Annotated in this window: 26 protein-coding genes; 15 read left to right on the forward strand and 11 right to left on the reverse strand. The window is 66.2% G+C overall.

Translation table 11 applies throughout. The annotated features are described in order from the left end of the window. The first annotated feature begins 19 nt into the window (after positions 1-19). A complete protein-coding gene (locus CV023_RS05745) occupies positions 20-1,162 on the forward strand; it encodes an FUSC family protein (RefSeq protein WP_230744509.1) in 1,143 nt (380 codons plus the stop codon). Positions 1,163-1,243: 81 nt separating this feature from the next. Here CV023_RS05745 and CV023_RS05750 read toward each other — a convergent pair whose 3' ends face one another. Beyond that, positions 1,244-1,918, reverse strand: a complete 675-nt coding sequence (locus tag CV023_RS05750; protein ID WP_230744510.1) for a helix-turn-helix domain-containing protein — start codon at positions 1,916-1,918, stop codon at positions 1,244-1,246. A 65-nt stretch (positions 1,919-1,983) separates the two neighbouring features. Here CV023_RS05750 and CV023_RS05755 point away from each other — a divergent pair, with 65 nt between their 5' ends. From CV023_RS05755 to CV023_RS05785, 7 genes are all read left to right on the forward strand, one after another. Next, on the forward strand, positions 1,984-2,841 hold the full coding sequence (locus CV023_RS05755) for an AzlC family ABC transporter permease (protein WP_230744511.1): 858 nt from the start codon (positions 1,984-1,986) through the stop codon (positions 2,839-2,841). After that, positions 2,838-3,353, forward strand: coding sequence for an AzlD domain-containing protein (locus tag CV023_RS05760; RefSeq protein WP_230744512.1), 516 nt, complete (start codon positions 2,838-2,840; stop codon positions 3,351-3,353). Before CV023_RS05755 ends, CV023_RS05760 begins: the two co-directional genes overlap by 4 nt. Before the next feature lie 111 nt (positions 3,354-3,464). Next, positions 3,465-3,776, forward strand: a complete 312-nt coding sequence (locus tag CV023_RS05765) for a DUF2516 family protein (RefSeq protein ID WP_230744513.1) — start codon at positions 3,465-3,467, stop codon at positions 3,774-3,776. A gap of 15 nt (positions 3,777-3,791) precedes the next feature. Next, positions 3,792-4,730: an alpha/beta fold hydrolase gene (locus tag CV023_RS05770; RefSeq protein WP_230744514.1), complete on the forward strand. Its 939-nt coding sequence runs from the start codon at positions 3,792-3,794 to the stop codon at positions 4,728-4,730. Positions 4,731-4,778: 48 nt separating this feature from the next. After that, a complete protein-coding gene (locus tag CV023_RS05775; protein ID WP_230744515.1) occupies positions 4,779-6,305 on the forward strand; it encodes a glycosyltransferase in 1,527 nt (508 codons plus the stop codon). A 107-nt stretch (positions 6,306-6,412) separates the two neighbouring features. Then, on the forward strand, positions 6,413-7,099 hold the full coding sequence (locus CV023_RS05780; RefSeq protein ID WP_230744516.1) for a YbjN domain-containing protein: 687 nt from the start codon (positions 6,413-6,415) through the stop codon (positions 7,097-7,099). Beyond that, positions 7,096-7,482, forward strand: a complete 387-nt coding sequence (locus tag CV023_RS05785; protein ID WP_230744517.1) for an iron chaperone — start codon at positions 7,096-7,098, stop codon at positions 7,480-7,482. Before CV023_RS05780 ends, CV023_RS05785 begins: the two co-directional genes overlap by 4 nt. Before the next feature lie 108 nt (positions 7,483-7,590). On the opposite strand, the gene CV023_RS05790 is transcribed toward CV023_RS05785, so the two are convergent. Continuing rightward, positions 7,591-8,169: a GNAT family N-acetyltransferase gene (locus tag CV023_RS05790; protein WP_230744518.1), complete on the reverse strand. Its 579-nt coding sequence runs from the start codon at positions 8,167-8,169 to the stop codon at positions 7,591-7,593. Next, positions 8,166-9,203, reverse strand: a complete 1,038-nt coding sequence (locus tag CV023_RS05795) for a bile acid:sodium symporter family protein (RefSeq protein ID WP_230744519.1) — start codon at positions 9,201-9,203, stop codon at positions 8,166-8,168. The genes CV023_RS05790 and CV023_RS05795 overlap by 4 nt, the downstream gene beginning before the upstream one ends. Before the next feature lie 104 nt (positions 9,204-9,307). Between CV023_RS05795 and CV023_RS05800 the strand changes: the two genes are divergently transcribed. Further along, on the forward strand, positions 9,308-10,051 hold the full coding sequence (locus tag CV023_RS05800) for a phosphoglyceromutase (RefSeq protein ID WP_230744520.1): 744 nt from the start codon (positions 9,308-9,310) through the stop codon (positions 10,049-10,051). A 3-nt stretch (positions 10,052-10,054) separates the two neighbouring features. Here the strand turns inward: CV023_RS05800 and CV023_RS05805 are convergent, their stop codons facing one another. After that, a complete protein-coding gene (locus CV023_RS05805; protein ID WP_230744521.1) occupies positions 10,055-10,966 on the reverse strand; it encodes a LysR family transcriptional regulator in 912 nt (303 codons plus the stop codon). Between the two features lie 72 nt (positions 10,967-11,038). Between CV023_RS05805 and CV023_RS05810 the strand changes: the two genes are divergently transcribed. After that, positions 11,039-11,992 (forward strand): EamA family transporter, encoded by a 954-nt coding sequence (locus tag CV023_RS05810; RefSeq protein ID WP_230744522.1) that lies wholly within the window; start codon positions 11,039-11,041, stop codon positions 11,990-11,992. Between the two features lie 63 nt (positions 11,993-12,055). Here the strand turns inward: CV023_RS05810 and phoU are convergent, their stop codons facing one another. Next, positions 12,056-12,718, reverse strand: a complete 663-nt coding sequence (gene phoU / locus CV023_RS05815; protein ID WP_230744523.1) for a phosphate signaling complex protein PhoU — start codon at positions 12,716-12,718, stop codon at positions 12,056-12,058. A gap of 180 nt (positions 12,719-12,898) precedes the next feature. Between phoU and CV023_RS05820 the strand changes: the two genes are divergently transcribed. Together CV023_RS05820 and CV023_RS05825 are read left to right on the forward strand one after the other, a co-directional pair. Continuing rightward, positions 12,899-14,335, forward strand: a complete 1,437-nt coding sequence (locus CV023_RS05820; RefSeq protein WP_230744524.1) for a sensor histidine kinase — start codon at positions 12,899-12,901, stop codon at positions 14,333-14,335. Next, on the forward strand, positions 14,332-15,015 hold the full coding sequence (locus CV023_RS05825) for a response regulator transcription factor (protein ID WP_230744525.1): 684 nt from the start codon (positions 14,332-14,334) through the stop codon (positions 15,013-15,015). The genes CV023_RS05820 and CV023_RS05825 overlap by 4 nt, the downstream gene beginning before the upstream one ends. A 147-nt stretch (positions 15,016-15,162) precedes the next feature. Here the strand turns inward: CV023_RS05825 and CV023_RS05830 are convergent, their stop codons facing one another. Next, positions 15,163-15,768: a hypothetical protein gene (locus CV023_RS05830; protein ID WP_230744526.1), complete on the reverse strand. Its 606-nt coding sequence runs from the start codon at positions 15,766-15,768 to the stop codon at positions 15,163-15,165. Positions 15,769-15,955: 187 nt separating this feature from the next. On the opposite strand from CV023_RS05830, the gene CV023_RS05835 reads away from it, so the two are divergent. The 3 genes from CV023_RS05835 to CV023_RS05845 all read left to right on the forward strand — a co-directional run bounded on the left by CV023_RS05835 (position 15,956) and on the right by CV023_RS05845 (position 18,116). Next, positions 15,956-16,156, forward strand: a complete 201-nt coding sequence (locus tag CV023_RS05835; protein ID WP_230744527.1) for a hypothetical protein — start codon at positions 15,956-15,958, stop codon at positions 16,154-16,156. A gap of 82 nt (positions 16,157-16,238) precedes the next feature. Beyond that, positions 16,239-16,721 (forward strand): CarD family transcriptional regulator, encoded by a 483-nt coding sequence (locus CV023_RS05840; RefSeq protein WP_230744528.1) that lies wholly within the window; start codon positions 16,239-16,241, stop codon positions 16,719-16,721. Between the two features lie 141 nt (positions 16,722-16,862). After that, entirely contained in the window at positions 16,863-18,116 is a 1,254-nt protein-coding gene (locus tag CV023_RS05845) for a hypothetical protein (protein WP_230744529.1), read from the forward strand. On the opposite strand, the gene CV023_RS05850 is transcribed toward CV023_RS05845, so the two are convergent. From CV023_RS05850 to CV023_RS05870, 5 genes are all read right to left on the reverse strand, one after another. Next, positions 18,082-19,404 carry an amino acid permease gene (locus CV023_RS05850; RefSeq protein WP_269067222.1) on the reverse strand — a complete coding sequence of 441 codons (1,323 nt, stop codon included), beginning with the start codon at positions 19,402-19,404 and terminating at the stop codon, positions 18,082-18,084. The genes CV023_RS05845 and CV023_RS05850 overlap by 35 nt on opposite strands. Before the next feature lie 235 nt (positions 19,405-19,639). Next, a complete protein-coding gene (locus CV023_RS05855; protein ID WP_230744531.1) occupies positions 19,640-20,311 on the reverse strand; it encodes an MBL fold metallo-hydrolase in 672 nt (223 codons plus the stop codon). Then, a complete protein-coding gene (locus CV023_RS05860; RefSeq protein WP_230744532.1) occupies positions 20,311-21,402 on the reverse strand; it encodes an S-(hydroxymethyl)mycothiol dehydrogenase in 1,092 nt (363 codons plus the stop codon). Before CV023_RS05860 ends, CV023_RS05855 begins: the two co-directional genes overlap by 1 nt. 303 nt (positions 21,403-21,705) lie before the next feature. Further along, a complete protein-coding gene (locus CV023_RS05865) occupies positions 21,706-21,810 on the reverse strand; it encodes a methionine/alanine import family NSS transporter small subunit (RefSeq protein ID WP_230744533.1) in 105 nt (34 codons plus the stop codon). Further along, on the reverse strand, positions 21,810-23,405 hold the full coding sequence (locus tag CV023_RS05870; RefSeq protein ID WP_230744534.1) for a sodium-dependent transporter: 1,596 nt from the start codon (positions 23,403-23,405) through the stop codon (positions 21,810-21,812). The genes CV023_RS05865 and CV023_RS05870 overlap by 1 nt, the downstream gene beginning before the upstream one ends. Positions 23,406-23,514 lie beyond the last annotated feature (109 nt).

A 23,514-nucleotide genomic window follows, 5' to 3' on the forward strand; every position in this document is an offset into this window, starting at 1 on the left:
CGAGCAGCGAAGGGGTCAGATGGCGAAACCTGAGGTCAGCAGGTTGCCTCGGCGTGCCTTCAGCATCGTGACCCATCGTCTGCGATTGGGTCTCAAACGTGTGTGGGCGAACTCGGGCCAGCTGATCCAGATTCCGATCGCGGCGACCGCGGCCTACTCCTTCTGCGTCTATGTGCTCGGTCACCCCTATCCCTTCCTCGCCGCCGTCGCCTCGGCGGTGGGCATCGGACCCGTGACCGATCGCCGCCTGCGTCGGGCACTGGAGATCGGCTTCGGTGCGACCTTCGGAGTGCTGGTCGGCGAATTCCTCGTCAACGTCTACGGCGGCGGCATCTGGCAGCTCGCGGTGACCCTGGCCATCGGCCTGTTCATCGGCACCGTCCTCAACTCCGGGGGCATCTTCATCACCCAGATCGCCGTGCAGTCCGTCTACGTCGTCGTAGTTCCCGCAACCTCGTCGACGATGGCGTTCCCGCGCACGCTCGACGCCCTGGCCGGCTCGGTATGCGCGATCCTCCTCGCCTTCCTCATCCCACGCGATGCCCGCAAAGCGCCGAGGCGACTGGCCGCGAACCTGCTCGAGGAGATCAACGCGGTGCTCGAGATGATGGCCAAGGCGCTGCGCGAATCGGACCCCGAGATGGCCACCCGCGCGCTCACCCGCGCCCGCGAGACGCAGGACATCATCGATTCCTGGGGATCGTCGCTCAAGGTGTCGCAGGAAGCCGCGAAGATCAATGCGCGAGCCCGACGACATGCCGCCGAGGTGACTCGTCTCTCCCGCGCTCACACCTACTCCGACCGGGCGATGCGGACGATCCGGGTGATCGCCCGCAGGGTCGTCGGCATCACCGAGCTCGGCGTCGAGAAGCCGATCATCGGCGGCTACGTCGGTTCCCTGGCCGATGGTGCGAAGAAACTCGAGATTGCGCTGCGCCGCGGCACCGATCGGTCCCTCGCCGAGGCGGCGCTGTCCGAGGCCGCCGGCGGACTCGATCCGCGGGCGAAGTCGACCTGGGACATCCACGACGAGTCCCTGGTTCTGCTGCTGCGCCCCGTTGCCGCCGATCTCCTCCAGGCCGCCGGACTGACCAACGACGCCGCCCACTCACGGCTCCCGCCCCTGGCGGAGGACGAAGCCGAAGGACCGCCGGCGGAGTAGTCCGAGCGGAGCGTTCTCCGCTGGCGTTGTCAGCTGGGGCTCTCAGCTGGGGCTCTCAGCTGGTGTTGTCAGCTGGGGCTCTCAGCTGCTTTCGACGACGAATACGGCATTGGTGCCCTCTTCGAGCGCGGTGAAGGTGTGCGGCTGATCGCCGGGGTGGGTGAGATAGTCGCCGACGCCGAGTTCGTACGACTGCCCGAGTACCTCGATGCGCGCGGCCCCACGGCCGAGGATCACGTGTTCGATCGTCCCCTGCGGGTGCGGCTGTGATTCCCGGGGCTCTCCGGGTTCGGCCTGGATGAAGTAGATGTCACGTCGAGCGCTCGTCGGTGACGCCGAGAGCAGAGTGGCCACATAGTTCGCCGTCGTCGAGGGCAGGCTCGGCATGTCCCTGGTGTGCAGCAGCGCCACCTCGTGCGGGGGCGGATCGAGCAGCCGCGCCAGCGGGATGTCGAGGGCCGCGGCCAGTGCCCACATGGTCTCGAGGCTGGGGTTGCCGGCGCCCGTCTCGAGTCCGGACATCGTCGACTTGCCGATTCCCGCACGTCGGGCGACTTCCGAGAGGCTCAGCCCCGCACGCACGCGCTCCCGCTTAAGCGCGGTGGCGATCTGCTGGCTCGGTGAAGACTGTGCGGCCGGCGAGGACTGTGAGGCGGGCGAGGGCTGCGCGGCCGGCGAGGGCTGCCGGTCCGCAGAGGACTGCTGCGCGGCCGGCTCGCCACCGCTGAGTGAATCGTCGGAAGCTCGAGAACTCATTTGTTCATCATAGCGTCTAGTCGTTCGGGTTGACGAACATATTAGGGGCGTGCAGTATATGGAACATGGGTTCAGTATTTCGGACGGGCCGGCGGGTGCTCCCCGGCTCCACCTATCGGTCGGTGGCGATCGTCACCGTCACCATCATTGCGGTCGCCATGTCCTATGGTGCGATCTCGGCCGTCTCCGGATTCCCCTGGTGGCAGACCCTGCTGCTGGCCATGTTCGCCCTCGGCGGTGCTGCCGAGTTCACCTTCGTCGGAGTCATCGCCGCCGGTGGCGCCCCGATCCTCGCCGTGCTCGCCGGTCTGCTCGTGAACTCCCGGAACTTCGCCTTCGGCGTCTCCGTCGGCCGCTTCTTCCCACTGGACTGGCGCGCACTCATCGCCTCCCATTGGGTCAACGATGAGTCCACCGCGATCTCCCGCATCGGTGCGAATGACCGGGAGCGCTGGCACGCGTTCCTGCTCATGGGTGCCGCCATCGCTCTGATGTGGCCGAGCGGGGCGATGCTCGGCCAATGGCTCGGCGGGGTCATCGACGCCGATATGCTCGGCCTCGATGCGGCGTTCCCGATCATTCTCTTCTGCCTCATCCGCGGCGACCTCAAGAACCGTGCGACGTTGACGCTGACCGTCGTCGGCATCGTCATCGCCGTGGCCCTGACTCCGATCCTGCCGCTCGGCCTCGGAGCGGTGACCTCGCTGTCGGTCTTCGTCTTCGTCGCCGTGGGATGGCTGATCCGCGCCGCAGTGAGGAAGCGCCGAGGTGGGGCGACGAACGAGCCCGGAGGCGCGCCCGAGACCGCGAGCGAATCTGCGGGCGTGCAGCATCGAGACGGCGCCGAGGCTGCGAGACCCGTCACCGCGAAGGCCGCGACTGCGAAATCCGTCAGCGCAGAATCCGAGGAGGGGAGACGATGAACGCCGTCAGCTTCCTCATTGCGCTCGCCGCGCTGAGCATCGGCACCTATGTCATGCGCTTCGCCGGGGTGAAGCTCGGTGGGGCGATCGCCACGAAGGGCGAGCGTCGCCGTGCCGTGCCCGTCCCGGCAGGCGCCGGATCGGACGACGCGAGCACCTCGGTGGGGGAAGGGGCCAGCGTTCAGCCCACCTCGGCGGGTGAAGGATTCAGCGCCTCGCCCACCTCGGTGGAGGATGGGCCCAACGCTCCGACCGCCTCGGCGGCAGGATCCGACGGTGGCGGCGATTCGACCTCGCGGGTGACGATGTGGATGGACCGGGCAACGGTCGTGCTCATCGGTGCGGTGTTCGCGACCACGGCGGTCTTCGATGGTCAGGACATCGCCGATCCGGCTCGACTCATCGGCGTCGGCGTGGGCGTCCTCGCCGCGATCCTGCGGATGCCGATGCTGCTGTGCGTGTTCCTCGGCATGGGAGTCTGCGCGGTCATCCGGATGACCGGCATCCTGTGACGGAGCGCTCGGACGCTCGCGGCTGAGCGCGGGATGAGGCGGTGGTGGGGATTCGCCCAGGAACCGCCGCCGGGCGATGCTCCGCGCCTCCGCGATTGCTAGGCTGTGGGGATGGAATACATCGCCGACTTTCAGCGCCTCGTCTTTCTCGCCCTGTCGGTGGCCGCATTCATCGTCCAGATCTGGGCGTTCATCGACAGCCTCCGCTATAAGGACGAGAACTACCGTGCGGTGGACAAGCAGAGCAAGAAGTTCTGGGTCATCATCCTCGGCGTCGGGCTGGCCATCGCCCTCATCGCGCTCCCGCCCCTGGGCATGCGGATGATCTTCCTCAACCTCATCGCGCTCGTCGCCGGCATCGTCTACCTCACCGACGTTCGCCCCAAGATCAAGGCCATCGATCCTCGCAATCGCCGTCGCTGAGCGGCACATAGGCGTATGACGAACGATGCCACGACACCGATGACGAACGACCTCAACCTGCCCGGCCCCGACGCCGGCTACATCGCCACCTTCGGATCCGGTGAACCCCGCACACTCTTCTCCCACGGCTTCGCCGGCGCGATCCGCGATACCCGTCCCTTCGGCACCGGAATCACCGGCACCCGCCATTTCCTCCATCTTCCGGGACACGGCGGCAGGCCCTCGCCCGGACCGGGGTGGACCTATCCGCAGATCGCCGAGGCGCTCGCCGAGGCCCTGCGCACCACCTCGGCGACCCGGGCCCTGGGAGTGTCGATGTCCGCGGGCGGACTGCTCAACCTCATCAGCAACGGGCATCCCGTGACCCGGCAGCTGGAGAAGGTCGCGCTCGTCCTCCCCGCCTCCTTCACCGGATTCACCGCCGAGGTGCTCGACCGCAACCGCTCCTACCTCGAGACTCTGCGCGGACTGGTCGCCGCTGCCGACATCGAGGGCATCACCGATCTCATGCTGTCCCGGGAACCCGCCGAGGTGGCCGATCTGCTCCCCGCCCGGGCGTGGACGAGAGCGAAGGCCGAGAACCTCGTGGAGACCGATATGTCCGACGGCCTCGGACTCACCCTCGAGATCGCGGTTGATGGTGTCTCGAGCAATGGTGGCGCTGACGCGGACGACGCTGTCGCTGGTAACGGTGGCGCTGACGCGGTCGACGGTGGCGCGGTCGACGCTGGCGCTGATTACGGTGCCGTGGACGAGCGGCTCGCGGCCCTTGCGCGGTTCCCCGGTGAGATCCTCGTCCTCACCCACACCGACGATCCCGCCCACCCCGTGGAGATCGCCGAGTCGATCGCGGCCGCGATCCCCGACTCCCGGCTCGAGATTCTGCCCGCCGGTTCGATCCTGTGGCGCGGCCGCCACGAGGTCCGTCGCATCCTCGGCGAGTTCTTCGGCTGAGTTCACCGGCTGAGTTCACCGACCGGGTTCTCTGACTAGACTGTCATCGTGCGCATCTCCATCCTCTCCCTCCACACCTCGCCCGCGGCCCAACCGGGTCAGGGCGACGCGGGAGGAATGAACGTCTACGTCGACCAATCGGTGCGCGCCCTCGCCGAGCAGGGCCACATCGTCGACGTCTACACTGCCGACCCCGGCGGCATCGACGGATGCGGGACAGAGGCTGCGTCGAGCGCTGCTGACACCGCCGGCGCCTCTCGTACCGCCCGCGCCGCTGGTGGTTCTCGTGCGTTCGGATCTTCCGAGCCCGCGTCGGCGACCCTGCACATCGCCGAGAACATCACCCTTCATCAGCTGCCGATCGCGGCGGGCAGCAAGGACGAGCTCGCCGACGCGATCGACGAACTCTCCGTCCTGCTGCTGGCCGAACCCGGGTTCACCGGTGCTGACCTGATCTGGGCGCACTACTGGATCTCCGCCGAGGCGGCGCTGCGGGCCCAGCGGTACCGAACCTCCGAGGACGGCACGACGGCCCCGCGGATCGTCGTGAGCATGCACACGATCGGCGCGGTCAAGAACCGTGATTCGGAGACCAGCCACGAGCGACCCCAGCGGCTGCGCGCCGAGGAGGCGATCGCCTCGGCGGCGGACCTCATCGTCGCCAACACCCCGGCCGAACGACGCGATCTCATCCACGAACTCGGCGCGGACCCGGACGCGGTCGTCATCGCCCGACCCGGGGTGGACCATGATCTCTACACCCCCGGCGACCGGGCGGCGGCACGGAGCAGACTCGGCTTCGACGCCGAGGAGTCCATCGTGCTCTACGTCGGCCGCATGCAGTTCATCAAAGGCACCGATATCGTCGTCGACGCCTTGGCCGGGCTGCGGGAAAACAACCCGCGGCTGGCCTCCCGCACACGAGGGATCCTCCTCGGCGCGGTCTCCGGTGGAGAGACGGGTCCGGCACCGGGCACGGCGACGGGCACGGCGACGGCCGCAAAGCCGGGGACGACGAGGGACGAGGCATCGGGAACGCAGCCGGGAACGACGAAGGATGCGGCGGTTGAGAGATCCACTGCTCCGGCCCGCGCCTCGTCGGCCTATCTGCGCGAACTCGCCTCGGCGATCGCGGCCGAACCCAGCGTCGAGGTCAGACGACCGGTTCCCGCCGGGGAACTCGTCGACTACTACCGTGCCGCCGATGTGCTGCTCGTGCCCTCCCGCAGCGAATCCTTCGGTCTCGTTGCCGTCGAGGCCGCAGCCTCGGGGCTGCCGGCGATCGCCTCGGCGGTGGGCGGCCTGCCTGAGGTCGTCGAACACGACTTCTCAGGCGTTCTCATCGCCGACCACAATCCGCGGCACTGGGCGATGGCGCTCGAACGGCTGCTCCTCGACGACGCACTGAGGGCGGAGCTGTCCGCGCATGCCACCGCACGTTCGGCACGTTTCGACTGGTCGGTCACCGTGCAGGTCGTGCTCGGCGCGCTCGGGATCGACGATGACCAGGCGGTGCCGGTCAGCGTGGGCGCCGGTGCCGCGGAGCCCGCCGAGGTCTCGTCCTGCGGCGGATGACCGGACGAGTGAGCGACCGGACGGGCGACCGGACGGGTGACCGAACGAGTGAGCGAAGCCGGTGAGCGAACCGGCAGCTGACGATCGGCAAGGGAAGGACAGAGACAATGAGCACCGACACCGAGGCGATTCTGAGCGGAGTCCGCAGCTGGGCCGAGGAGAACGGGGTCGACGTCGATTCCGTGGAGGAATCCGAGATCGTCGTCACCCTGCCAGGGGAGAAGAAGCTCAAGACCAACGTGGCGATCAGCGTCTTCGCCCGCACCGCGCACCTGCAGGCCTTCGTCATCCGCCACCCGGATGAGAACGCCGCCGAATTCAACCGCTGGCTGCTGCTGAAGAATCTCAGACCGGGTCCGGTGACCTTCGCCATCGACAGCCTCGGCGATGTGTATCTGCGGGCGAGCATCCCGCGTGAACGGCTCCTCGAGGAACTCGACGTTCTGCTCGGTGCGATGTTGGCGACCGCCGATTCCGCGTTCAACGAACTCCTGCTCATCGGTTTCCTGACCGGGATGAAGAAGGAGTGGGCCTGGCGGATCAGCCGCGGGGAGTCCACCCGGAACCTCGCTGCCTTCGAAGACGTGCTCAGCGGACCCGACAATGAGTTCCTCGGAGCAGAGTCGGAGCAGTCCCCGGAGTTCCCGGAGTCCCCGGAGTCCCCGGAGTCGGCAGGCTCGGCAGAATCGACCGTGAGGGTCGCCGAGGCGGCCGGGTCGACTACGAGGAACACCGAGGCGGCCGAGTCGAACATTGAAAAGCAAGGGCCCGATGAGAAGCAAGGTCCCGCATGATCAAGCGGATCGATCTCAGCAGACCCGGCAACGTCGATGAGTACATCGAGACCTTCGAAGATGCAGAGAAGCGGGACTTCCTCCGCCGGCTGCGCGATCTCAGCCGAGCGGGCGCTCCCACCGCGGGCGAGGGACTGAAATGGGGCAATCCGTCCTACTTCCTCGACACGATCCTCTTCGCCTTCGCCGGATACTCGAAGCATGCGAACTTCGTCTTCACGCCGAGCACCAAGGAAGCCTTCGCTGATCGGCTCACCGACTTCGAGACAGGGAAGGGTTCGATCAAGCTGTACTACGATCGCGCGATCCCCGCCGAGCTGTTGACCGAGATGATCGCCTACCGGATCCGGGAATTCGAGGTCGACGGCGTGAAGTGGATGTGAGCTGACAGGGACTGCCGTGCGGGCCGTGGCGCGGGGTACGGCGGGTCGGGGGCGCGGGCCGGGGACGTGGCAGGCCCGCGAAACATATGCGCCCGCGAACCGGACCGGTCACTCGCCGAGGTCGAGCTTGAGTCCTTCATGACTGGCGGTGTAGCCGAGCCGTGAGTAGAAGCACTGCGCATCATGGCGTGACCTGTCGGTCGTCAGCTGTGCCAGCGTCGCCCCGAAGCGTCGCCCGCACTCGTGCGCCCACTCGAAGACCGCGGTGCCCAGTCCGATGCCCCGAGCCTCCCGGCCGATTCTCACCGCCTCGATCTGCAGTCGGGTCGAGCCCCGGCGCGAGAGGCTAGGAAGCAGACTGAGCTGAAGGGTGCCGACCACGACCCCGGACGGCTCGTCCTCGATCGTGACGAGGAGTTGGTTCGCATCGGCGTCGATGAGATCGAAGGCGCGCCGATAGGTCTCGAAGTCCTCGGGCGAAAGCTCACCCTCGCCCGAAGCCGCACCAGCTCCTTCGCGGTGTGCACCGAGGACATCGTCCTGCAAGAGTGCGACGAGACTCGGCAGATCGGACTCCACGGCACGCCGGATGAGGAACCGCCGTGACGCCAGCTCCAGAACCGACGGAGCGAACTCGGAGAACCCGCCGGCAGGACCGGGCAGAGGCGATCCGCCGGTCCCGTTCACCGCTCGGTCGCCGGTGTCTCGGCGCGGCGCTCGTCATCGGCGGTCGGCTCGCCGGCGGCCAGGTCGACGGGCGGATGGCCATACGGCCGTCGAGCGAAGATCGAAGCCAGGAGCGCTCCGGAGACGTTGTGCCAGACGCTGAAGACCGCTCCGGGCAGCGCCGCCAGCGGAGAGAAGTAGGTCGTGGCCAGGGTCGACGCCAGGCCCGAGTTCTGAAGTCCGACCTCGAAGGACAGAGCCCGCCTCGTCGGGGTGTCGAGTCGGCAGGCCGCGGCCACGGCGTAGCCGATGCCCAGGCCGAGCACATTGTGGGTGATGACGGCCAGCAGGACGAGGATGCCTGCGGTGGCGATCGACCCGGCGGATCCGGCGACGACGATCGAGACGATGTAGGCGATGGCGATCGACGCCAGCCAGGGCAGGATCGCGGAGATGCTGTCGACGAACTTCGAGGCCACCAGCCGGACGATGACGCCGACGATGACGGGCAGCAGCACGGTCTGGCAGATCGAGATGAACATCGACCAGAACGGGACCTCCATGTACGAGCCGGCCAGCCACAGGGTGAGCAGCGGTGTGAGAACCGGCGCCAGCAGGGTCGAGAGCGTCGTGATCGACACGGACAGGGCGGTGTCGCCCTTGGCCAGATAGGTCACGACGTTCGATGCGGTTCCGCCCGGGGCGCAGCCGACGAGGATGACGCCGACGGCGATCTCGGCGGGCAGTCCGAAGACGGTGACGACGAAGAGACCGAGCAGCGGCATCGCGATGAACTGCGTGACCACGCCGAGGGCGGCGATCCACGGCTTCTTCGCGATCCGCGCGAAGTCCGGCAGAGTCAGGGTCAGTCCCATGAAGAACATGACCACGCCGAGCGCCCAGGTGATCGTGGGCGCCAGGGGAGTGAAGGTCTCGGGTGTGAGGAACCCGAGGACCCCGGCGATGACGACGAGGAGCGGCAGAGCGGTGACGGCGATGATCGAGTTGCGGTCTGCGGTCGGTGCAGCCGCCTTCGACGGTGAAGTTTCGGACATGGGATCAGGCTACCCTGACCGTCCTGGGATCCGAGACGGCGACCCGAATACTGAGAAGCGGTCCGGTCCTGCGCTCGCCGAGGCGGTCGTGCGAAAATACTGCCATGACCTATAACCTCATCCTGCTGCGCCACGGCGAGAGCGAATGGAACCAGAAGAACCTGTTCACCGGCTGGGTCGACGTGCCCCTGACGGACAAAGGGCGAGCCGAGGGCAAACGCGCCGGCGAACTCCTGCGCGAGGCCGACCTCATCCCCGACGTCGTTCACACCTCACGCCTCAAGCGAGCCATCCTCACCGCAAACATCGCGCTCGAGGCCGCTGACCTCTCCTGGCTCGACGTGCACCGCAGCTGGCGGCTGAACGAACGCCACTACGGCGCCCTGCAGGGCAAGGACAAGAAGGAGATCCGCGAGGAGTTCGGCGAAGAGCAGTTCATGACCTGGCGCCGCTCCTTCGACACCCCGCCTCCGGCGCTCACCGACAGCTCCGAGTTCTCCCAGGCCGGCGAAGCCCGCTACGCCAACCTCGGCGACTCGCTTCCGCGCACCGAATGCCTCGCGGATGTCATCGACCGTCTTCTGCCCTACTGGTACGACGTACTCGTCCCCGAACTCACTGTCGGCCGCACCGTGCTCGTGGCCGCCCACGGCAACTCCCTGCGTGCCCTGGTCAAGCACCTCGACGGGATCTCCGATGCCGATATCACCGGCCTGAACATTCCGACCGGCATCCCTCTGCACTACGAGCTCACCGAGGACTTCACCCCGGTCAAGCCCGGCGGCACCTACCTCGATCCGGCAGCCGCCGAGGCCGCGATCGGCCAGGTTGCCAACCAGGGACGCTGAGACTCAGTCGGCGGCACCCGCCTCGGCGATCGTCCTCATCTCCTCAAGCAGGAGGGCGATCGCCGGGGATGCACTCATCGACGCCCGCCACACGAGATAGATCCAGCGGGCGATGTTCGGGTCGTCGAGTTCGACGACGGTGACGTCATCGGGCAGGTGCGGCCGACCCAGCCTGGGCACCAGCGCCAGCGCCCCCACCGCCCGGACGAACTCGATCTGGGTGTCGTACTCCATCGCCCAGTACTCGATCCGCGGTTCGGCGTTGAGCGACTCGAACAGCGCTGTCAGCCAGCGATGGCACACGCCGTTGCGCGGGGCCGAGACGAACACCTCGCCGAGGAGGTCCTCGCGGGTCACCTGCTCCCGCCCTGCCAGATGGTGATCGCGATGCATGACGATGTCCGCCCGGTCGACGGCGATGAGCTCGGAATTCAGGCTCGACTTCAGCAGCGGCGAGGACTCCCTCCAGTCGAAGATCAGCGAGGCGTCGATCCGTCCGGCCGTGACCATGTCGATGAGCTCAGCGGGCTCCTCCTCGATGTTCGTGATCGTCAGCTCCGGTGCGGTGCTCTTGAGCCGCGGCAGCGAGGGCACGAGGACTCCGCGGATCCCTGTGGAGAATCCGCCCACCGTGATCCGCCCGCGCGGTTCTCCTGACCGGGCCCGGGCCTCGGTCTCGAGGCTCTCGAGATCTTGGAGCAGCTCGGCCCCGCGGCGGCTGAGCTCGCGCCCCATCGGAGTCAGGGCGATTCCCCGCCCGGTCCGCTCCGTCACGGGTGCTCCGAGGTACCGGGAGAGCTTCTGCAGCTGATGGCTGATCGCCGCCGAGGTGTACCCGAGAGCATCGGCCGTCGCCGTCACCGAACCGGCCGAGTCCAAGGCGACGAGGGTGCGCAGCGCGAGTATGTCGATCATCAAATAATTTTAACGAAACCACTGAGTTTTGTTCAATAGAATTTTGATCGCAAAGCTGGGACGCTTGAGTCTATGAGGCCCGTTCACTACATGCTCGCTCTGCTCGTCGTCGTCCTCTGGGGCGTCAACTTCATCTTCATCGACTTCGGCCTGCGCGATTGGCCGCCGCTGCTCCTCGTCGCCGCCCGCTTCACCTTCGTCGTCCTGCCGGCGATCTTCTTCGTGAAGTTCCCGCGCGGCTCCTTCGGCCGCATCCTCCTCATCGGCGTCTTCATGTCTGCCGGACAGTTCGGCCTGCTCTATACGTCCATGTATCTCGGTCTGCCACCCGGGCTGACCTCGATCGTTATTCAGATCCAAGCGGCCTTCACCGTCCTCGTCGCGGCGCTCGCCCTGCGCGAGATCCCGGCCCGCCGCCAGGTCATCGGCATCCTCATCGGTCTCGCCGGCCTGTGCGTGATCGGGGCGAGCCTGCAGGCCGACGTCTCGGTCCTCGCCTTCGTCGTGGCCCTCGGCGCCGCCCTGTCCTGGGCCATCGGCAACGTCATCGCCCGCGGGGTCAAGGAAGGCACGAACGGAGTGCAGATGACCGTGTGGTCGGCGATCGTCGTCCCCATCCCGATGCTCGCCCTCGCCACCGTGATCAACGGCCCCGCCGAGGTGGCCCATGCGATCACGCATCCCACCTGGGGCGTCGTCGCCTCGATCGTCTACACCGCCGGCTTGGCCTCGCTCGTGGGGTACGTCATCTGGAACTCGCTGCTCGCCCGGTTCCCCGCCTCGCAGGTGGCGCCGTTCTCCCTGCTGGTGCCCGTGGTCGGGGTGCTCTCGGCGTGGCTCGTCCTCGGTGACCGGCCCACCATGCCCGAACTCATCGGCGGGGTGCTCCTGCTCTTCGGCGTCGCCGTCACGACCGGGGTGCTGAAGACGATCGCCCGCAGCCTCCGCGGGGGAGCACGCAGGAGACGACGCAAGGTCGTGGTCAGCGAAAGGCCCGACGTCGCAGCTGCGACGTCGGGCCGGTGAGCTCAACTCGATTCCTCACGGAGACCGCCCGGCAGATGCCGGGCAGTCCCGCGAGGAGCGGAATCACTTCTTCGACAGGTAGGGCTCCCAGTTGCCGGTGAGCAGGTATTCGACCTTCTGGGACACCGACACGGCGTGATCGCCGAAACGCTCGTAGTAACGCGAGAGCAGTGTGACATCGGCGATGTGGCGCGGGGCGAGGCTGCCGGCAGGAGCCTCGGCGAGCTTGGCGAAGACGCTCAGGTGCAGTTCGTCGAGCTCCTCGTCGATCGCATTGATCGTGGGCACCGCGGACAGGCCGGGGTTCGAGAGCAGGCTCTGCGTCGCCTCGGCGATCTTCTCTCCTGATTCGCCCATCCGGGTGAAGGTGTCCGCGAAGGGCTCGGGGATCGCGGACTCGGGGTAGCGGATCCGCACCTGCTGGGCGATGTGGCGGGCCAGGTCGCCCATCCGCTCGAGGGAGGCCGACATCCGCAGCGAACCGATGACGGCTCGCAGATCGGCGGCGACGGGGGCCTGCAGGGCGAGCATTTCGGCTGCCTGCTGGTCGAGGGCGTACTGCATGTTGTCGATGGTGGCGTCGGCCTCGATGACCTTCTCGGCCGAATCCAGGTCATTGTTGCGCAGGGACTGATTGGCAACCTGGATGGCCTCGAGCACCTTTGTTGACATGTCGACCAGCTGCGTGGCCAGTTCGTCCAGTTCGTTTCTGAAGACTTCGCGCATTGACAGCGGTTCCTTAATCTCATGGGTGAGGGGGGAAGTGCCCACGTGCGGGCACACTGACCACAGCTTCGCACCGGCGCATGAATGCCGTCTTTCGCGGAGGTGAATTCCTCGGCAAAACTCCCGGTCCGAGGTGAATTCGGTAGGTCCGGCAAGGTGACTGCGCATAAGCTTGAGGTCGTGGATCTCTTGATTGTAGCGGTCCTGACCGGCATCGTCGGGCTGGGACTGGGCATAGCGGGCATTTTGGCGTTTCGTTTCAGCGAACGCTCCCGTGATGCTGCCGATCTGCATTCCGAGGACGATCTTCCCGAAGGCATCGCCGAGGTGCTCGCCGTTCTCTCGTCCGCCGCGATCGTCATCGATGCCGGCGACGATGTCGTCAAGGCCTCCCCGGCCGCCTATACCTTCGGCCTGGTCAGAGGCCACTCACTGGCCTCCCCGCAGATGCTGTCGATGGTCGGCCGGGTTCGCGCCCGGGGTCTGATCGAAGAGATCGATCTCGAGCAGAAGCGGGAGGGATCCGATTCGATCCTCCGCTTCCTCCACGCCCGGATCGCGCCCTTGGGCACCTCCTTCGTCCTCGTCCTCTGCGACGACCAGACCGAGTCCAAACGCGTCGATGCCGTTCGCCGCGACTTCGTCGCCAACGTCTCCCATGAGCTCAAAACACCGATCGGGGCGATGGCCCTGCTCGCCGAGGCGGTCACCGACTTCTCCGACGATCCCGACGCCGTCGAACGATTCGGCGGTCGCATGCAGCGCGAGTCGAAGCGGCTGACCCAGCTGGTGCAGGAGATCATCGATCTCTCCCGGGTGCAGGACCATGCGGCACCGGCGACCACAGAGAAGATCTCCGCCGCCGAGGTGGTCGACGATGCCGCCGACCGTGCCCGCACGCGGGCGGAGGGCAAGAACATCCACATCGAGGTCTCGCCCCCGACGGACATGCTCATCGAGGGCAACTACGAACTTTTGGTCAATGCGGTGCGCAACCTCATCGACAACGCCATCAACTACTCTCCCGACGGCACCCGCGTCGGCGTCGGCGTCGATCTCGTCGACGAACGTGTCGAGATCTCGGTGGCCGACCAGGGCATCGGACTCTCGACGCAGGACACCGAGCGCGTCTTCGAACGCTTCTACCGAGTGGATCCGGCCCGCTCCCGGATCACCGGAGGCACCGGACTGGGGCTGAGCATCGTCAAGCACATCATCGCCACCCACGGCGGAGAGGTGCGGGTCTGGAGTCAGCTGGGCAAGGGCTCGACCTTCACGATCGTACTGCCGCTGGCCGGCGGTGCGTCCGAATACGAGGCGAGTTCCGAGGCGCCGGCGGGAGTGCTCATCGAACACTCCGCCGATGCCGATGCCGATGCCGCCGTCGACGAGGAGATCCCGGCGGGGCAGCGGTCGCCCGGGACCGCCTCGGCGGACGATGACGTCAACGACAATGATGTCGACGTCGATGACCATGCTGCTGTTCGCAACGATGATGTTCGCAGCGCATCCGAGGACGATCTCGGTGATAATGAAGAAGACGGCGACGCGGCCGAGGAGACCGCGGAGCCCCAGGATCTGTCAACCGGAAGCGAACAAAGGAAACTCACGACGTGACTCGAATTCTTCTTGTCGAGGACGAGGACTCGTTCTCGGACCCCCTGTCCTACCTGCTCGGGAAGGAAGGGTACGAGGTGACGGTCGCCGAGGACGGTGTGAAGGCTCTCGCGGAATTCGACCGCAATGGTGCCGATCTGGTCCTGCTCGATCTCATGCTGCCCGGGGTCTCGGGCACGGAAGTCTGCCGCGAACTGCGGTCGAAGTCGAACGTGCCGATCATCATGCTCACGGCCAAGGACTCGGAGATCGACAAGGTGGTCGGGCTGGAGCTCGGCGCCGATGACTATGTGACCAAGCCGTACTCCTCACGTGAGCTGCTGGCGCGTGTGCGGGCGGTGCTGCGTCGCAATGTTGAGTCCGAGAGCTACGATGACGAATCGGTCCTCGAAGCCGGCGGTGTCCGCATCGATGTGGAACGCCACGTGGTCTCCGTCCGCGGCGAAGAGCTGTCGATGCCGCTCAAGGAGTTCGAACTGCTCGAGATCCTCGTCCGCAACTCCGGGCGCGTGATGACCCGCGGCCAGCTCATCGACCGGATCTGGGGCGAAGACTACGTGGGGGATACGAAGACCCTCGACGTCCACGTCAAGAGGCTGCGCGCAAAGGTCGAGCAGAACCCCTCGGAGCCGCGCCTGCTGACCACGGTCCGCGGCCTCGGGTACAAATTCGAGGCCTGACCCGGACTCGGGGCCCGGTCAGGGAAGAAGCCCGACTTGAGGTCGGTCCCGATCAGGGACGAGGGCAATCAGACCAGAGACACTGAAGGAGCCGCACACGAAATGTGTGCGGCTCCTTCAGTGTGGGTGTTTCAGCTTTCGGCGGTCTCAGCCTTCGGCGGCAGCGGTCGAGTCACCCGCAGGTTCGGTGGAATCGCCGGCCGGCTCGGTCGGATCAGCGGCCTGCTCGGTTGAGGTGGCGTCATCGCTGGGCACCTCGGAAGGCGACTCGGTGGGGACGTAGTTCTCGTAGTACGGCAGGGCGTCCGAGAGCACCTGGGCCTCGATGGTCTTCTCTTCGCCGCCGACGCTGACGGTGACATCGATGAGATCGCCGGGCTTGGCATCGAGGTTCTTCAGCTCGATCGGCTTCTCGGTCGAGGAAGCCTGGCTCTCAGGATCCTGGACGAAGGTCTTACCGGCGTCGACGGTCTCACTCACGGTCTCGCCGGCGACGTCGATCGTCACCGAAGCGGACGAATCGCCCTTGTTGATGAGAGTGAAGAACAGCTGCGCAGGTCCGTCGCCGGACTTGTCCATGATCATCATGAGACCGCGAACCTCGACGTCACCGACTGTTCCCCAAGCGCCATCACCGGCGTTGTAGTGGTAGTCGGCCGTCTGATGCGGCGACAGCAGGCTTGCACATCCGCTGACGGGGATAACGAGAGCGAGTGCGGCAACTGCGAGAGCCGCGCGGTTGTGCCGTTTCATTGTGCTCCTTGAAGTGGCAATACACGATCAGTCTGAATACTACCTGGTTTTTGACCCGCTGTAGAACTGAGGGTGGGCTTCTGCGGGACCAGGCGCGAGCTTCTGCCGGGGCGGGCGCGAGCTTCTGCGGACCCGGGCGCGGGCCTCGCGGCAGACTTCGCAGATCCGTCGGTGATGATCCCGTCCCGTGCCCGAGACGCCCTTTGAATCGACTGCTGAACTGACGGTTGATCTGACTGCTGATTCGACCGCTGATTCGACCTTCGGATCGACCGCTGATCTGAACGCAGATTCGACCGTCGATCTGACTGCTGATTCAACCGTGGATCTGACGCCTGTTTCGACCTTCAATTCGACCGTCAGCTCGGGCCCGAGGTGCGGAGCCTAGCACGAAGATTCCGCTACCTGAACGATTTCTGTGGCGCGCCTCATGGTAAACTGGAAGTCCGCGAAAGGGGTTTGAAGAGAATATGAGTTTCCAGGTCGGCGACACTGTTGTCTATCCACATCACGGTGCAGCGACAATCCAAGAAATCAAGAAGCGAACCATAAAAGGTGAGGAGAAACTGTATCTCAAGCTCCAGGTCGCCCATGGTGATCTAGTGATCGAAGTTCCCGCTGACAACTGCGATCTCGTGGGCGTGAGGGACGTCGTCGGAGAAGAAGGCGTTGAGAAGGTCTTCAATGTTCTCCGAGCCGAATTCGTCGAAGAGCCGACCAACTGGTCCCGCCGATACAAGGCGAACCTTGAGAAGCTGCAGTCCGGTGACGTGATCAAGGTCGCCGAAGTGGTTCGTGACCTGTGGCGTCGCGAGCAGGACCGCGGCCTGTCGACCGGCGAGAAGCGCATGCTGTCGAAAGCCCGCCAGATCCTCGTCTCCGAACTCGCACTTGCCGAGAAGAAAGAGGAATCTGAAGCCGAGGCGCTGCTGGACGAAGTCCTCGCGTCCTGAGCCATCGGTCACACGGCATCTGAGCATCCAGCTCCTCGGGAGTCGCAACCACAATCGTGGTCGCGACTCCCGAGGAGCTTTTCGTACGCGAACGAGCCGTAGTCCGGCCGACGCGAGCGACAGGATTGACGACGGAGTCATATGAGAATTCTCTTCCAGGGAGCCGGTGCCATCAGCATCGCTAGCGCTGCTCTCTTCACCGATCGACATGAGGTGGCGGTTGCCACCCGAGCCTCGATCCCGCGCCCGCAGGCGGCCTATCCGCGGCGGATCGGGTGGCTCGATCCGGGGCAGGCGCGCTCGGCGGGACCACAGTGGCGCTCAGGCACTGACCGTGGCAGAAGAGAGTCCCTCGCATCGATCCCTGAGGTCGCAACCGCGGACGGTCTGCCGAAGGCCAACGGTCCTGGAACCGGGTGGACGGTCAGCGATGTGGCGAGCACGAGGCGGGTCACCGTCACCGGCTGGGACACACTCCTCGACGATGATCGACATGAAGCCACTACTCGGTCGCGAATGCGCGTACGGTGGGATCTCGTCGTCCTTACGACTCGGCCGGGAGATCTGGACGGGGCGGTCGCCTCGGCGATCAATGAGTTGGCACCGACGTTCATAGCGACGACGAGCCAGGTCGAGGGTGACCTCGACCGTACGCGCGAATTGTTCCCCGGCGCCGAGGTTGTCGTCTTCGGTCCGGCGTTCCTGTCCGAGCGTCTCGACCCCGGTGAAGATGGGCGCAGCGAAGACCGGCGTAGCGAAGACGGGCGCAGCGAAGACCTGCGCAGTGCAGAAGGGCTCGACGGAGCGGCAGCCACAACCGGGCGAGAGGTGAGGTACTGGGCTCCGGCCGGGGCACCGCGATTTCTCCTCGCCGGCAAGCTCGGATCCCTCGCCGGCGGACCTGGCGCCGCTGTGCGCAGGCTGTCGCGGGCGCTCGGCTCTCTCGTCCTGCCGGTGCCGCTGCCCGCACTCATCCGAACCCCAGCGGTCTTCATCCCCTTCGTGGCAGAGCTGAGCATCCGGGATGGCAGTTGGGCAGAGCTGAAATCACACCTGCGGAGGCCGAGCGCAGCGGCCAGCGAGGCCGTTCGCGCCGCGACCGGTCTGTGCGCACCGCGCTCGACACCGCTCGCACGAGTGATCATCGAGGCCGTGGAGAGGATTGTGCCGCTCGACGTCACCGAATATGCGGGACGTCATTTCGCGCGGCACAAAGGGCAGACCCTGGCGATGCTCGAAGGGTGGGAGCGGCAGCTCGCAGAACGAGCGGCATCCGGCGACAGGCCGGCCACAGCGGCCCTCGCCCTGGGGTCATTGGTTCGCGCGCTCGCTGTGAAACGCCGCAGCGGCACGGAGCGGATCAGACCGCTGCGCTGCGGGCCTGCCGACGGGTGACCACGAGGCCGATCGCATACAGCGCTGCAGTGAAGACGAGCGTGCCGATGATCTGGATCCGCACGGATTCGACGGTCAGCCCGAGGATGATGATCACGGCGATCCCGGCCAAGGTGAGGTAGGACAGCCACGGGTAGCCCCACATCTTCAGCGGCAGACGATGACCGCTCGCCTCGGCGCGGCGACGCAGGATGATCTGGGAGACCAGTGTGGCGACCCATGTGACGATGAGCGTCGACCCGACGACGTTGAGCAGGACCCCGAGCACCTCGGCGGCCCAGAAGTAGTTGAGTGCCACGGCCACGAACCCGAACGCCGAGGTGGCCAGGACCGCGGCCACCGGAACGCCGCGCTTGGTGGTCTTGCCCAAGCCCTTGGGCAGCATCGACCGCTGCGACATCGAGAACGCCATGCGGGAGGCGCCGTAGATGTTCGCGTTCATCGATGACAGCAGCGCGATGACGATGACGGCGGCGAGCAGGGAGGCGACGAACGGCAGCCCCGCGGTGTCGAGGACGGCGACGAACGGGGACTCGCCGAGGCGGTCGTCCTTCCAGTCGAGGACGAGGACGATGATGGCGACCGAACCGATGTAGAGGAACAGGATCCGCCACACGATCGTCTTGATCGCCTGGGTGACGCTGCGTTCGGGGTTCGAGGTCTCGGCCGCGGCGACCGCGACGATCTCGATGCCGCCGAAGGCGAAGGCCACGACGAGCAGGCCGGCCGCGATGCCGGGGATTCCGGTGGGCATGAACCCGTCGGAGAAGACCTCCGTCGGCGGAGTCGCCGGCGTCCATCCGAAGAGATAGGCGGCACCGAGGACGAGGAAGACCACGACGAAGGCGACCTTGAGCAGAGAGAACCAGAACTCGAACTCTCCGAAGCTGCCCGAGGTGGTGAGGTTGATGGCGGTGAAGACGATCATGATCGCCAAGGCGATGACCCACTGCGGGATCGACGGCACGTAGCTGGCGGCGATCTGCGCCGCCGCGGTGGCCTCGGCCGCGACGACGAGGCACAGCTGCACCCACCACAGGGCGCCGACGGCGAAGGCCGCGGCCGGGCCCATGGCCCGACCGGCATAGTGGGAGAAAGCCCCCGGATTCGGGTCGGCAGCGACCAGTTCGCCGAGGGCTCGCATGACGAAGATGACGATCAGCCCGGCGACGACATAGGAGACGAGCACCGCGGGACCGGCAGCCTGGACTCCGGCGCCGGAACCGACGAAGAGTCCGGCGCCGATCGCCGAACCGAGACTCATCATCACCAGGTGGCGGGGCTTCATCCCCACCTTGAGTCCGGTGGCCCCCGTCACCGGGCTCGGTGAACTCGGGGCCGAAGCATCGGAATCGGAGGGCACGGGCGGCTGCGGAGACGGTGTATCAGGCACCAGAGCAGTCTAACCGCGCGGCGTCGGAATCCGCGCCACCGGGTGCGAGGCGCCGGCCAAGGGATGGAGACGGCCCGGCCCCGGACAATCCGAGACCGGGCCGTGCGGGCACGCAGCGCCCCAGTGCGGCTCAGTGTCCGCGCTTGATCCAATCCTCGAGGCTCGGCTTCTCCGCACCGATCGAGGTCGAACCGCCGTGACCGGTGAGGACGACGGTGGCGTCCGGGAGTGCGAAGAGCACGGTGCGGATCGATTCGATGATCGTCTCGAAGCTCGAGTACGACCGACCCGTTGCTCCCGGGCCACCGTCGAACAGGGTGTCCCCGGAGAACAGCACCGGACCGACCGCGCGACCGGCCCCCGCCGAGGCGGGAACGGGCAGTCCGGTCTCGACGAAGAAGCACGTCGAACCGGGGGAGTGGCCGGGCGTGTGCAGGGCCTTCAGCCGCACCCCGCCGACGGTCCACGTGTCCCCGTCGGCGATCTCCTCATCGGGGCGGTAGCTCTCATAGGTCATGTCCCACAGGACATGGTCATCGGGGCTGAGGTACACGGGCGGATTGCCCACCTTGTGGGCGAAGTCGCGGACCACGCCCACATGGTCGTCATGACCGTGCGTGAGCAGAATGGCCTTGACATCCCTGGCTCCGACCGCCTCGGCGATGCCATCGACGTCATGGGCGGGATCGATGACGATCACCTCGGTGTCGTCGCCGATGATCCACACGTTGTTGTCGACGTTGTGAGTCTCCCCGTCGAGGGAGAAGGTGCCGGACGTGACGAGATGTTCGATGGCAGTCATCAGAGTTCCACCACCGATCGCAGGACCTTGCCCTGGCCCATCTTCTCGAACGCGGCCTCGACGTCGCCGAGTCCGATGCGTTCGGTGACGAACTTCTCCAGCGGGAAGCGTCCCTGCTGGTAGAGGTCGACGAGCATCGGGAAGTCACGGTCGGGCAGGCAGTCGCCGTACCACGAGGACTTGAGCTTGCCGCCGCGGCCGAACACGTCGAGGAGCGGAACGGTCAGCTCCATCTCCGGGGTGGGCACGCCCACGAGCACGACGGTGCCTGCGAGGTCACGGCCGTAGAAGGCCTGCCGCCAGGTCGCGGGAAGTCCGACGGCGTCGATGACGACATCGGCGCCGAATCCGCCCGTGCGCTCCTGGATTGCGGCGACGACCTCGTCCTCGCTCATACCCTTGGTGCTCACGATGTCCGTGGCGCCGAGGTCCTTCGCCCATTCGAGCTTCTTCTCGTCGATGTCGAGCGCAATGATCGTGCCGGCCCCGGCAAGAGCCGAACCGGCGATCGCGGCGCAGCCGACGCCGCCGGCGCCGATGACCGCCACGCTCTTGCCGCGGGTGACCTCACCGGTGTTGATGGCGGCACCGATGCCGGCCATCATGCCGCAGCCGAGCAGGCCGACGACGGCGGGATCGGATTCGGGGACCTTGGTGCACTGTCCGGCGGCGACGAGGGTCTTCTCGGCGAAGGAGCCGATGCCCAATGCGGCCTCGAGTTCGGTGCCGTCGGGCAGGGTCATCTTCTGCGAGGCATTGTGGGTGGCGAAGCAGTACCAGGGCTCGCCGCGCTTGCAGGCTCGGCACTCTCCGCAGATCGCGCGCCAGTTGAGGATGACGAAGTCACCGACGGCGACGTTGGTCACGCCTTCGCCGACCTCTGAGACGATGCCGGCGGATTCGTGGCCGAGCAGGAACGGGTAGTCGTCGCTGATGCCGCCCTCCCGGTAGTGGAAGTCCGTGTGGCAGACGCCGCAGGACTTCACATCGACGATGACCTCTCCGGCACCTGGATCGGGGATGACGATGTCGGTGAGTTCGACGGGGGCGCCTTTGCTCCTGGCGATGACGCCCTTGACGGTCTGTGGCATTGCGTCTCCTTGCTTCTTCGGGGGTCGTCCTGACCCGATGGTCCGTGCGTCGGCCGAGGCCGTCCGCACGCGACCGACAACGCGTACGCTCCCACCCTAACCAGGCACGGCGCCCGCGACCAGCGGGTCCGCAGAATGGGCACGCTGAAATTCGGGAAGGGCAGCGCGAATGTCTGGATGGGCACCGCGCATGTCTGGATTGGATGGCCGCGATGATCGCCGGGATGGGCGCTGTGAATGTCGAAGGCGGCCCGATGCCTCATGCATCGAACCGCCCTCGTCGGAGTTCCTACCCGAGTCGGGTCACTCCATGTCGGGATGTTTGCGCAGGTGCGCGATCGCGGCTGCCAAGCCGCCCCACACCGTGACCATGGCGATGACCATCATGATGATTGCCGAGGTGCCCATCAGTGTTCTCCTCCGTGAGTGGTGGTTCCTGTCTGTCCGGCCGAGCCCTGTCCGGCTGAGCCCTCTTCGGCCACCGAATCGGCGACCGCGGCGTCGAGCTCGTCGAGCGTCTTCTTCGGCCACTTGATGAGCGAGAGGACGATCGAGACGACGATGAGCAGACCGATCATGCCCCAACCGAAGACGCCCGTGACGCTGGTCGGGTACTCCTCGTAGCCTTCGGTGGCGTAGAGGATGATCTGGTGGATGAGCATATAGGCGAGCACCAGAGTGGTGACACCGCCGAGGATGATCATCCAGAACCAGCCGACCTTGAAGCTCGAGATGGCGTTGAGGTGGTTGCGCAGCACCGGAAGCTTCCTGGCGAACCAGCCGACGACGATGAGGCCGACGACCGCTGCGCCGACGATGCCGAGGTTGTTCGCCCAGGCATCGATCGTGTCGAGGACGTAGAGACCGGTGACAGTGGGCATGAGCAGGATCGAGATGATCGCCATGACACCGCCGACGAGGATGATCGAGGCCTTGTTGCCGATCCTGAACTTCTCGCGCAGTGCCTGGATGGGCACCTGCACGATCGAGATCAGCGAGGTCAGGCCGGCGAAGACGAGGCAGGCGAAGAAGGCGAAGCCGAACAGCCCACCGCCGGGCATCTCCGAGATCAGGGTCGGGAAGGCCATGAAGGCCAGCCCGATGCCGCTGTCGGCGACATCGGCGACCTGTGAGCCCTGTGCGGCGGCCATGAACCCGAGAGCAGCGAACACGCCGATGCCGGCGAGGATCTCGAACGCGGAGTTCGAGAAGGCGACGACGAGACCGGAGCCGGTGAGGTTCGTCTTCTTCTTCAGGTACGAGGCGTAGGTGATCATGATGCCGAAGGCGATCGACAGGGAGAAGAAGATCTGCCCGTACGCCGCGATCCACACGGCGGGATCGGCCAATGCCGCGAAGTCCGGAGTGAAGAGGGCGTTGAGGCCCTCGGCGGCACCGGGCAGGAACAGTGCGCGGATGACGAGGGCGACGAAGAGGATGACGAGCAGCGGGATGAAGATCTTCGAGAAGCCCGCGATGCCGTTCTGCACCCCGAGGAGCAGGATGCCCAGGGTGATGACCCAGACGATGATGATCGGAATGAGGATCCCGGGCACGAACTGGAAGGAGACGCCCGGATCTGCCGCGTGGAGGAAATCACCGGTGAAGAAGCTCGTCGCGTCATCGCCCCATGCCTGGTTGAGCGAGAAGAACATGTAGCAGCCGGCCCAGCCGATGATCGCGGCGTAGTAGATGCCGATGACGAAGGCGACTCCGGTTTGGAACCAGCCGATGGGTTCGGCGACCTTCGTGGCCATCCGGAATGCCAGCGGCGCAGAACCGCGGGAGCGGTGGCCCATCGCGTAGTCGAAGAACAGCAGGGGAATGCCTGCTGTCAGCAGTGCGACGAGGTAGGGGATGATGAAGGCGCCGCCGCCGTTGTCATACGTGACATACGGGAAGCGCCAGATGTTGCCGAGGCCGACCGCCGAGCCGATGGCCGCGAAGATGAACGCGCCGCGGGTGGCGAAGACCTCCCTCTGGGGTGTAGCCGTGGAAGACATGATGTCCTTTCTGTACCAACCGCCGAGCTGTGCGGCCGAGCGCCGGATCCGGACTCGGCTGTGAGTCCGGTCCGACAACCTGCGAAGGCCGTCCGCGGGGTGACTTCTG

It is taken from the genome of Brevibacterium sp. CCUG 69071, from assembly GCF_021023135.1.
In the GTDB taxonomy this organism is placed as follows: domain Bacteria; phylum Actinomycetota; class Actinomycetes; order Actinomycetales; family Brevibacteriaceae; genus Brevibacterium.

Bases quoted from the DNA above. Each gene is read 5' to 3' on its own strand.
- CV023_RS05855 (WP_230744531.1), bottom strand. From the start codon at position 20,311: ATGACTGCCATCGAACATCTCGTCACGTCCGGCACCTTCTCCCTCGAC.
- CV023_RS05850 (WP_269067222.1), bottom strand. From the start codon at position 19,404: ATGAAGCCCCGCCACCTGGTGATGATGAGTCTCGGTTCGGCGATCGGC.
- CV023_RS05810 (WP_230744522.1), top strand. From the start codon at position 11,039: ATGAGGCCCGTTCACTACATGCTCGCTCTGCTCGTCGTCGTCCTCTGG.
- CV023_RS05865 (WP_230744533.1), bottom strand. From the start codon at position 21,810: ATGGGCACCTCGGCAATCATCATGATGGTCATCGCCATGGTCACGGTG.
- CV023_RS05795 (WP_230744519.1), bottom strand. From the start codon at position 9,203: ATGTCCGAAACTTCACCGTCGAAGGCGGCTGCACCGACCGCAGACCGC.
- phoU (WP_230744523.1), bottom strand. From the start codon at position 12,718: ATGCGCGAAGTCTTCAGAAACGAACTGGACGAACTGGCCACGCAGCTG.
- CV023_RS05840 (WP_230744528.1), top strand. From the start codon at position 16,239: ATGAGTTTCCAGGTCGGCGACACTGTTGTCTATCCACATCACGGTGCA.
- CV023_RS05765 (WP_230744513.1), top strand. From the start codon at position 3,465: ATGGAATACATCGCCGACTTTCAGCGCCTCGTCTTTCTCGCCCTGTCG.
- CV023_RS05745 (WP_230744509.1), top strand. From the start codon at position 20: ATGGCGAAACCTGAGGTCAGCAGGTTGCCTCGGCGTGCCTTCAGCATC.
- CV023_RS05860 (WP_230744532.1), bottom strand. From the start codon at position 21,402: ATGCCACAGACCGTCAAGGGCGTCATCGCCAGGAGCAAAGGCGCCCCC.
- CV023_RS05805 (WP_230744521.1), bottom strand. From the start codon at position 10,966: ATGATCGACATACTCGCGCTGCGCACCCTCGTCGCCTTGGACTCGGCC.
- CV023_RS05760 (WP_230744512.1), top strand. From the start codon at position 2,838: ATGAACGCCGTCAGCTTCCTCATTGCGCTCGCCGCGCTGAGCATCGGC.
- CV023_RS05780 (WP_230744516.1), top strand. From the start codon at position 6,413: ATGAGCACCGACACCGAGGCGATTCTGAGCGGAGTCCGCAGCTGGGCC.
- CV023_RS05870 (WP_230744534.1), bottom strand. From the start codon at position 23,405: ATGTCTTCCACGGCTACACCCCAGAGGGAGGTCTTCGCCACCCGCGGC.
- CV023_RS05755 (WP_230744511.1), top strand. From the start codon at position 1,984: ATGGGTTCAGTATTTCGGACGGGCCGGCGGGTGCTCCCCGGCTCCACC.
- CV023_RS05800 (WP_230744520.1), top strand. From the start codon at position 9,308: ATGACCTATAACCTCATCCTGCTGCGCCACGGCGAGAGCGAATGGAAC.
- CV023_RS05845 (WP_230744529.1), top strand. From the start codon at position 16,863: ATGAGAATTCTCTTCCAGGGAGCCGGTGCCATCAGCATCGCTAGCGCT.
- CV023_RS05785 (WP_230744517.1), top strand. From the start codon at position 7,096: ATGATCAAGCGGATCGATCTCAGCAGACCCGGCAACGTCGATGAGTAC.
- CV023_RS05830 (WP_230744526.1), bottom strand. From the start codon at position 15,768: ATGAAACGGCACAACCGCGCGGCTCTCGCAGTTGCCGCACTCGCTCTC.
- CV023_RS05750 (WP_230744510.1), bottom strand. From the start codon at position 1,918: ATGAGTTCTCGAGCTTCCGACGATTCACTCAGCGGTGGCGAGCCGGCC.
- CV023_RS05770 (WP_230744514.1), top strand. From the start codon at position 3,792: ATGACGAACGATGCCACGACACCGATGACGAACGACCTCAACCTGCCC.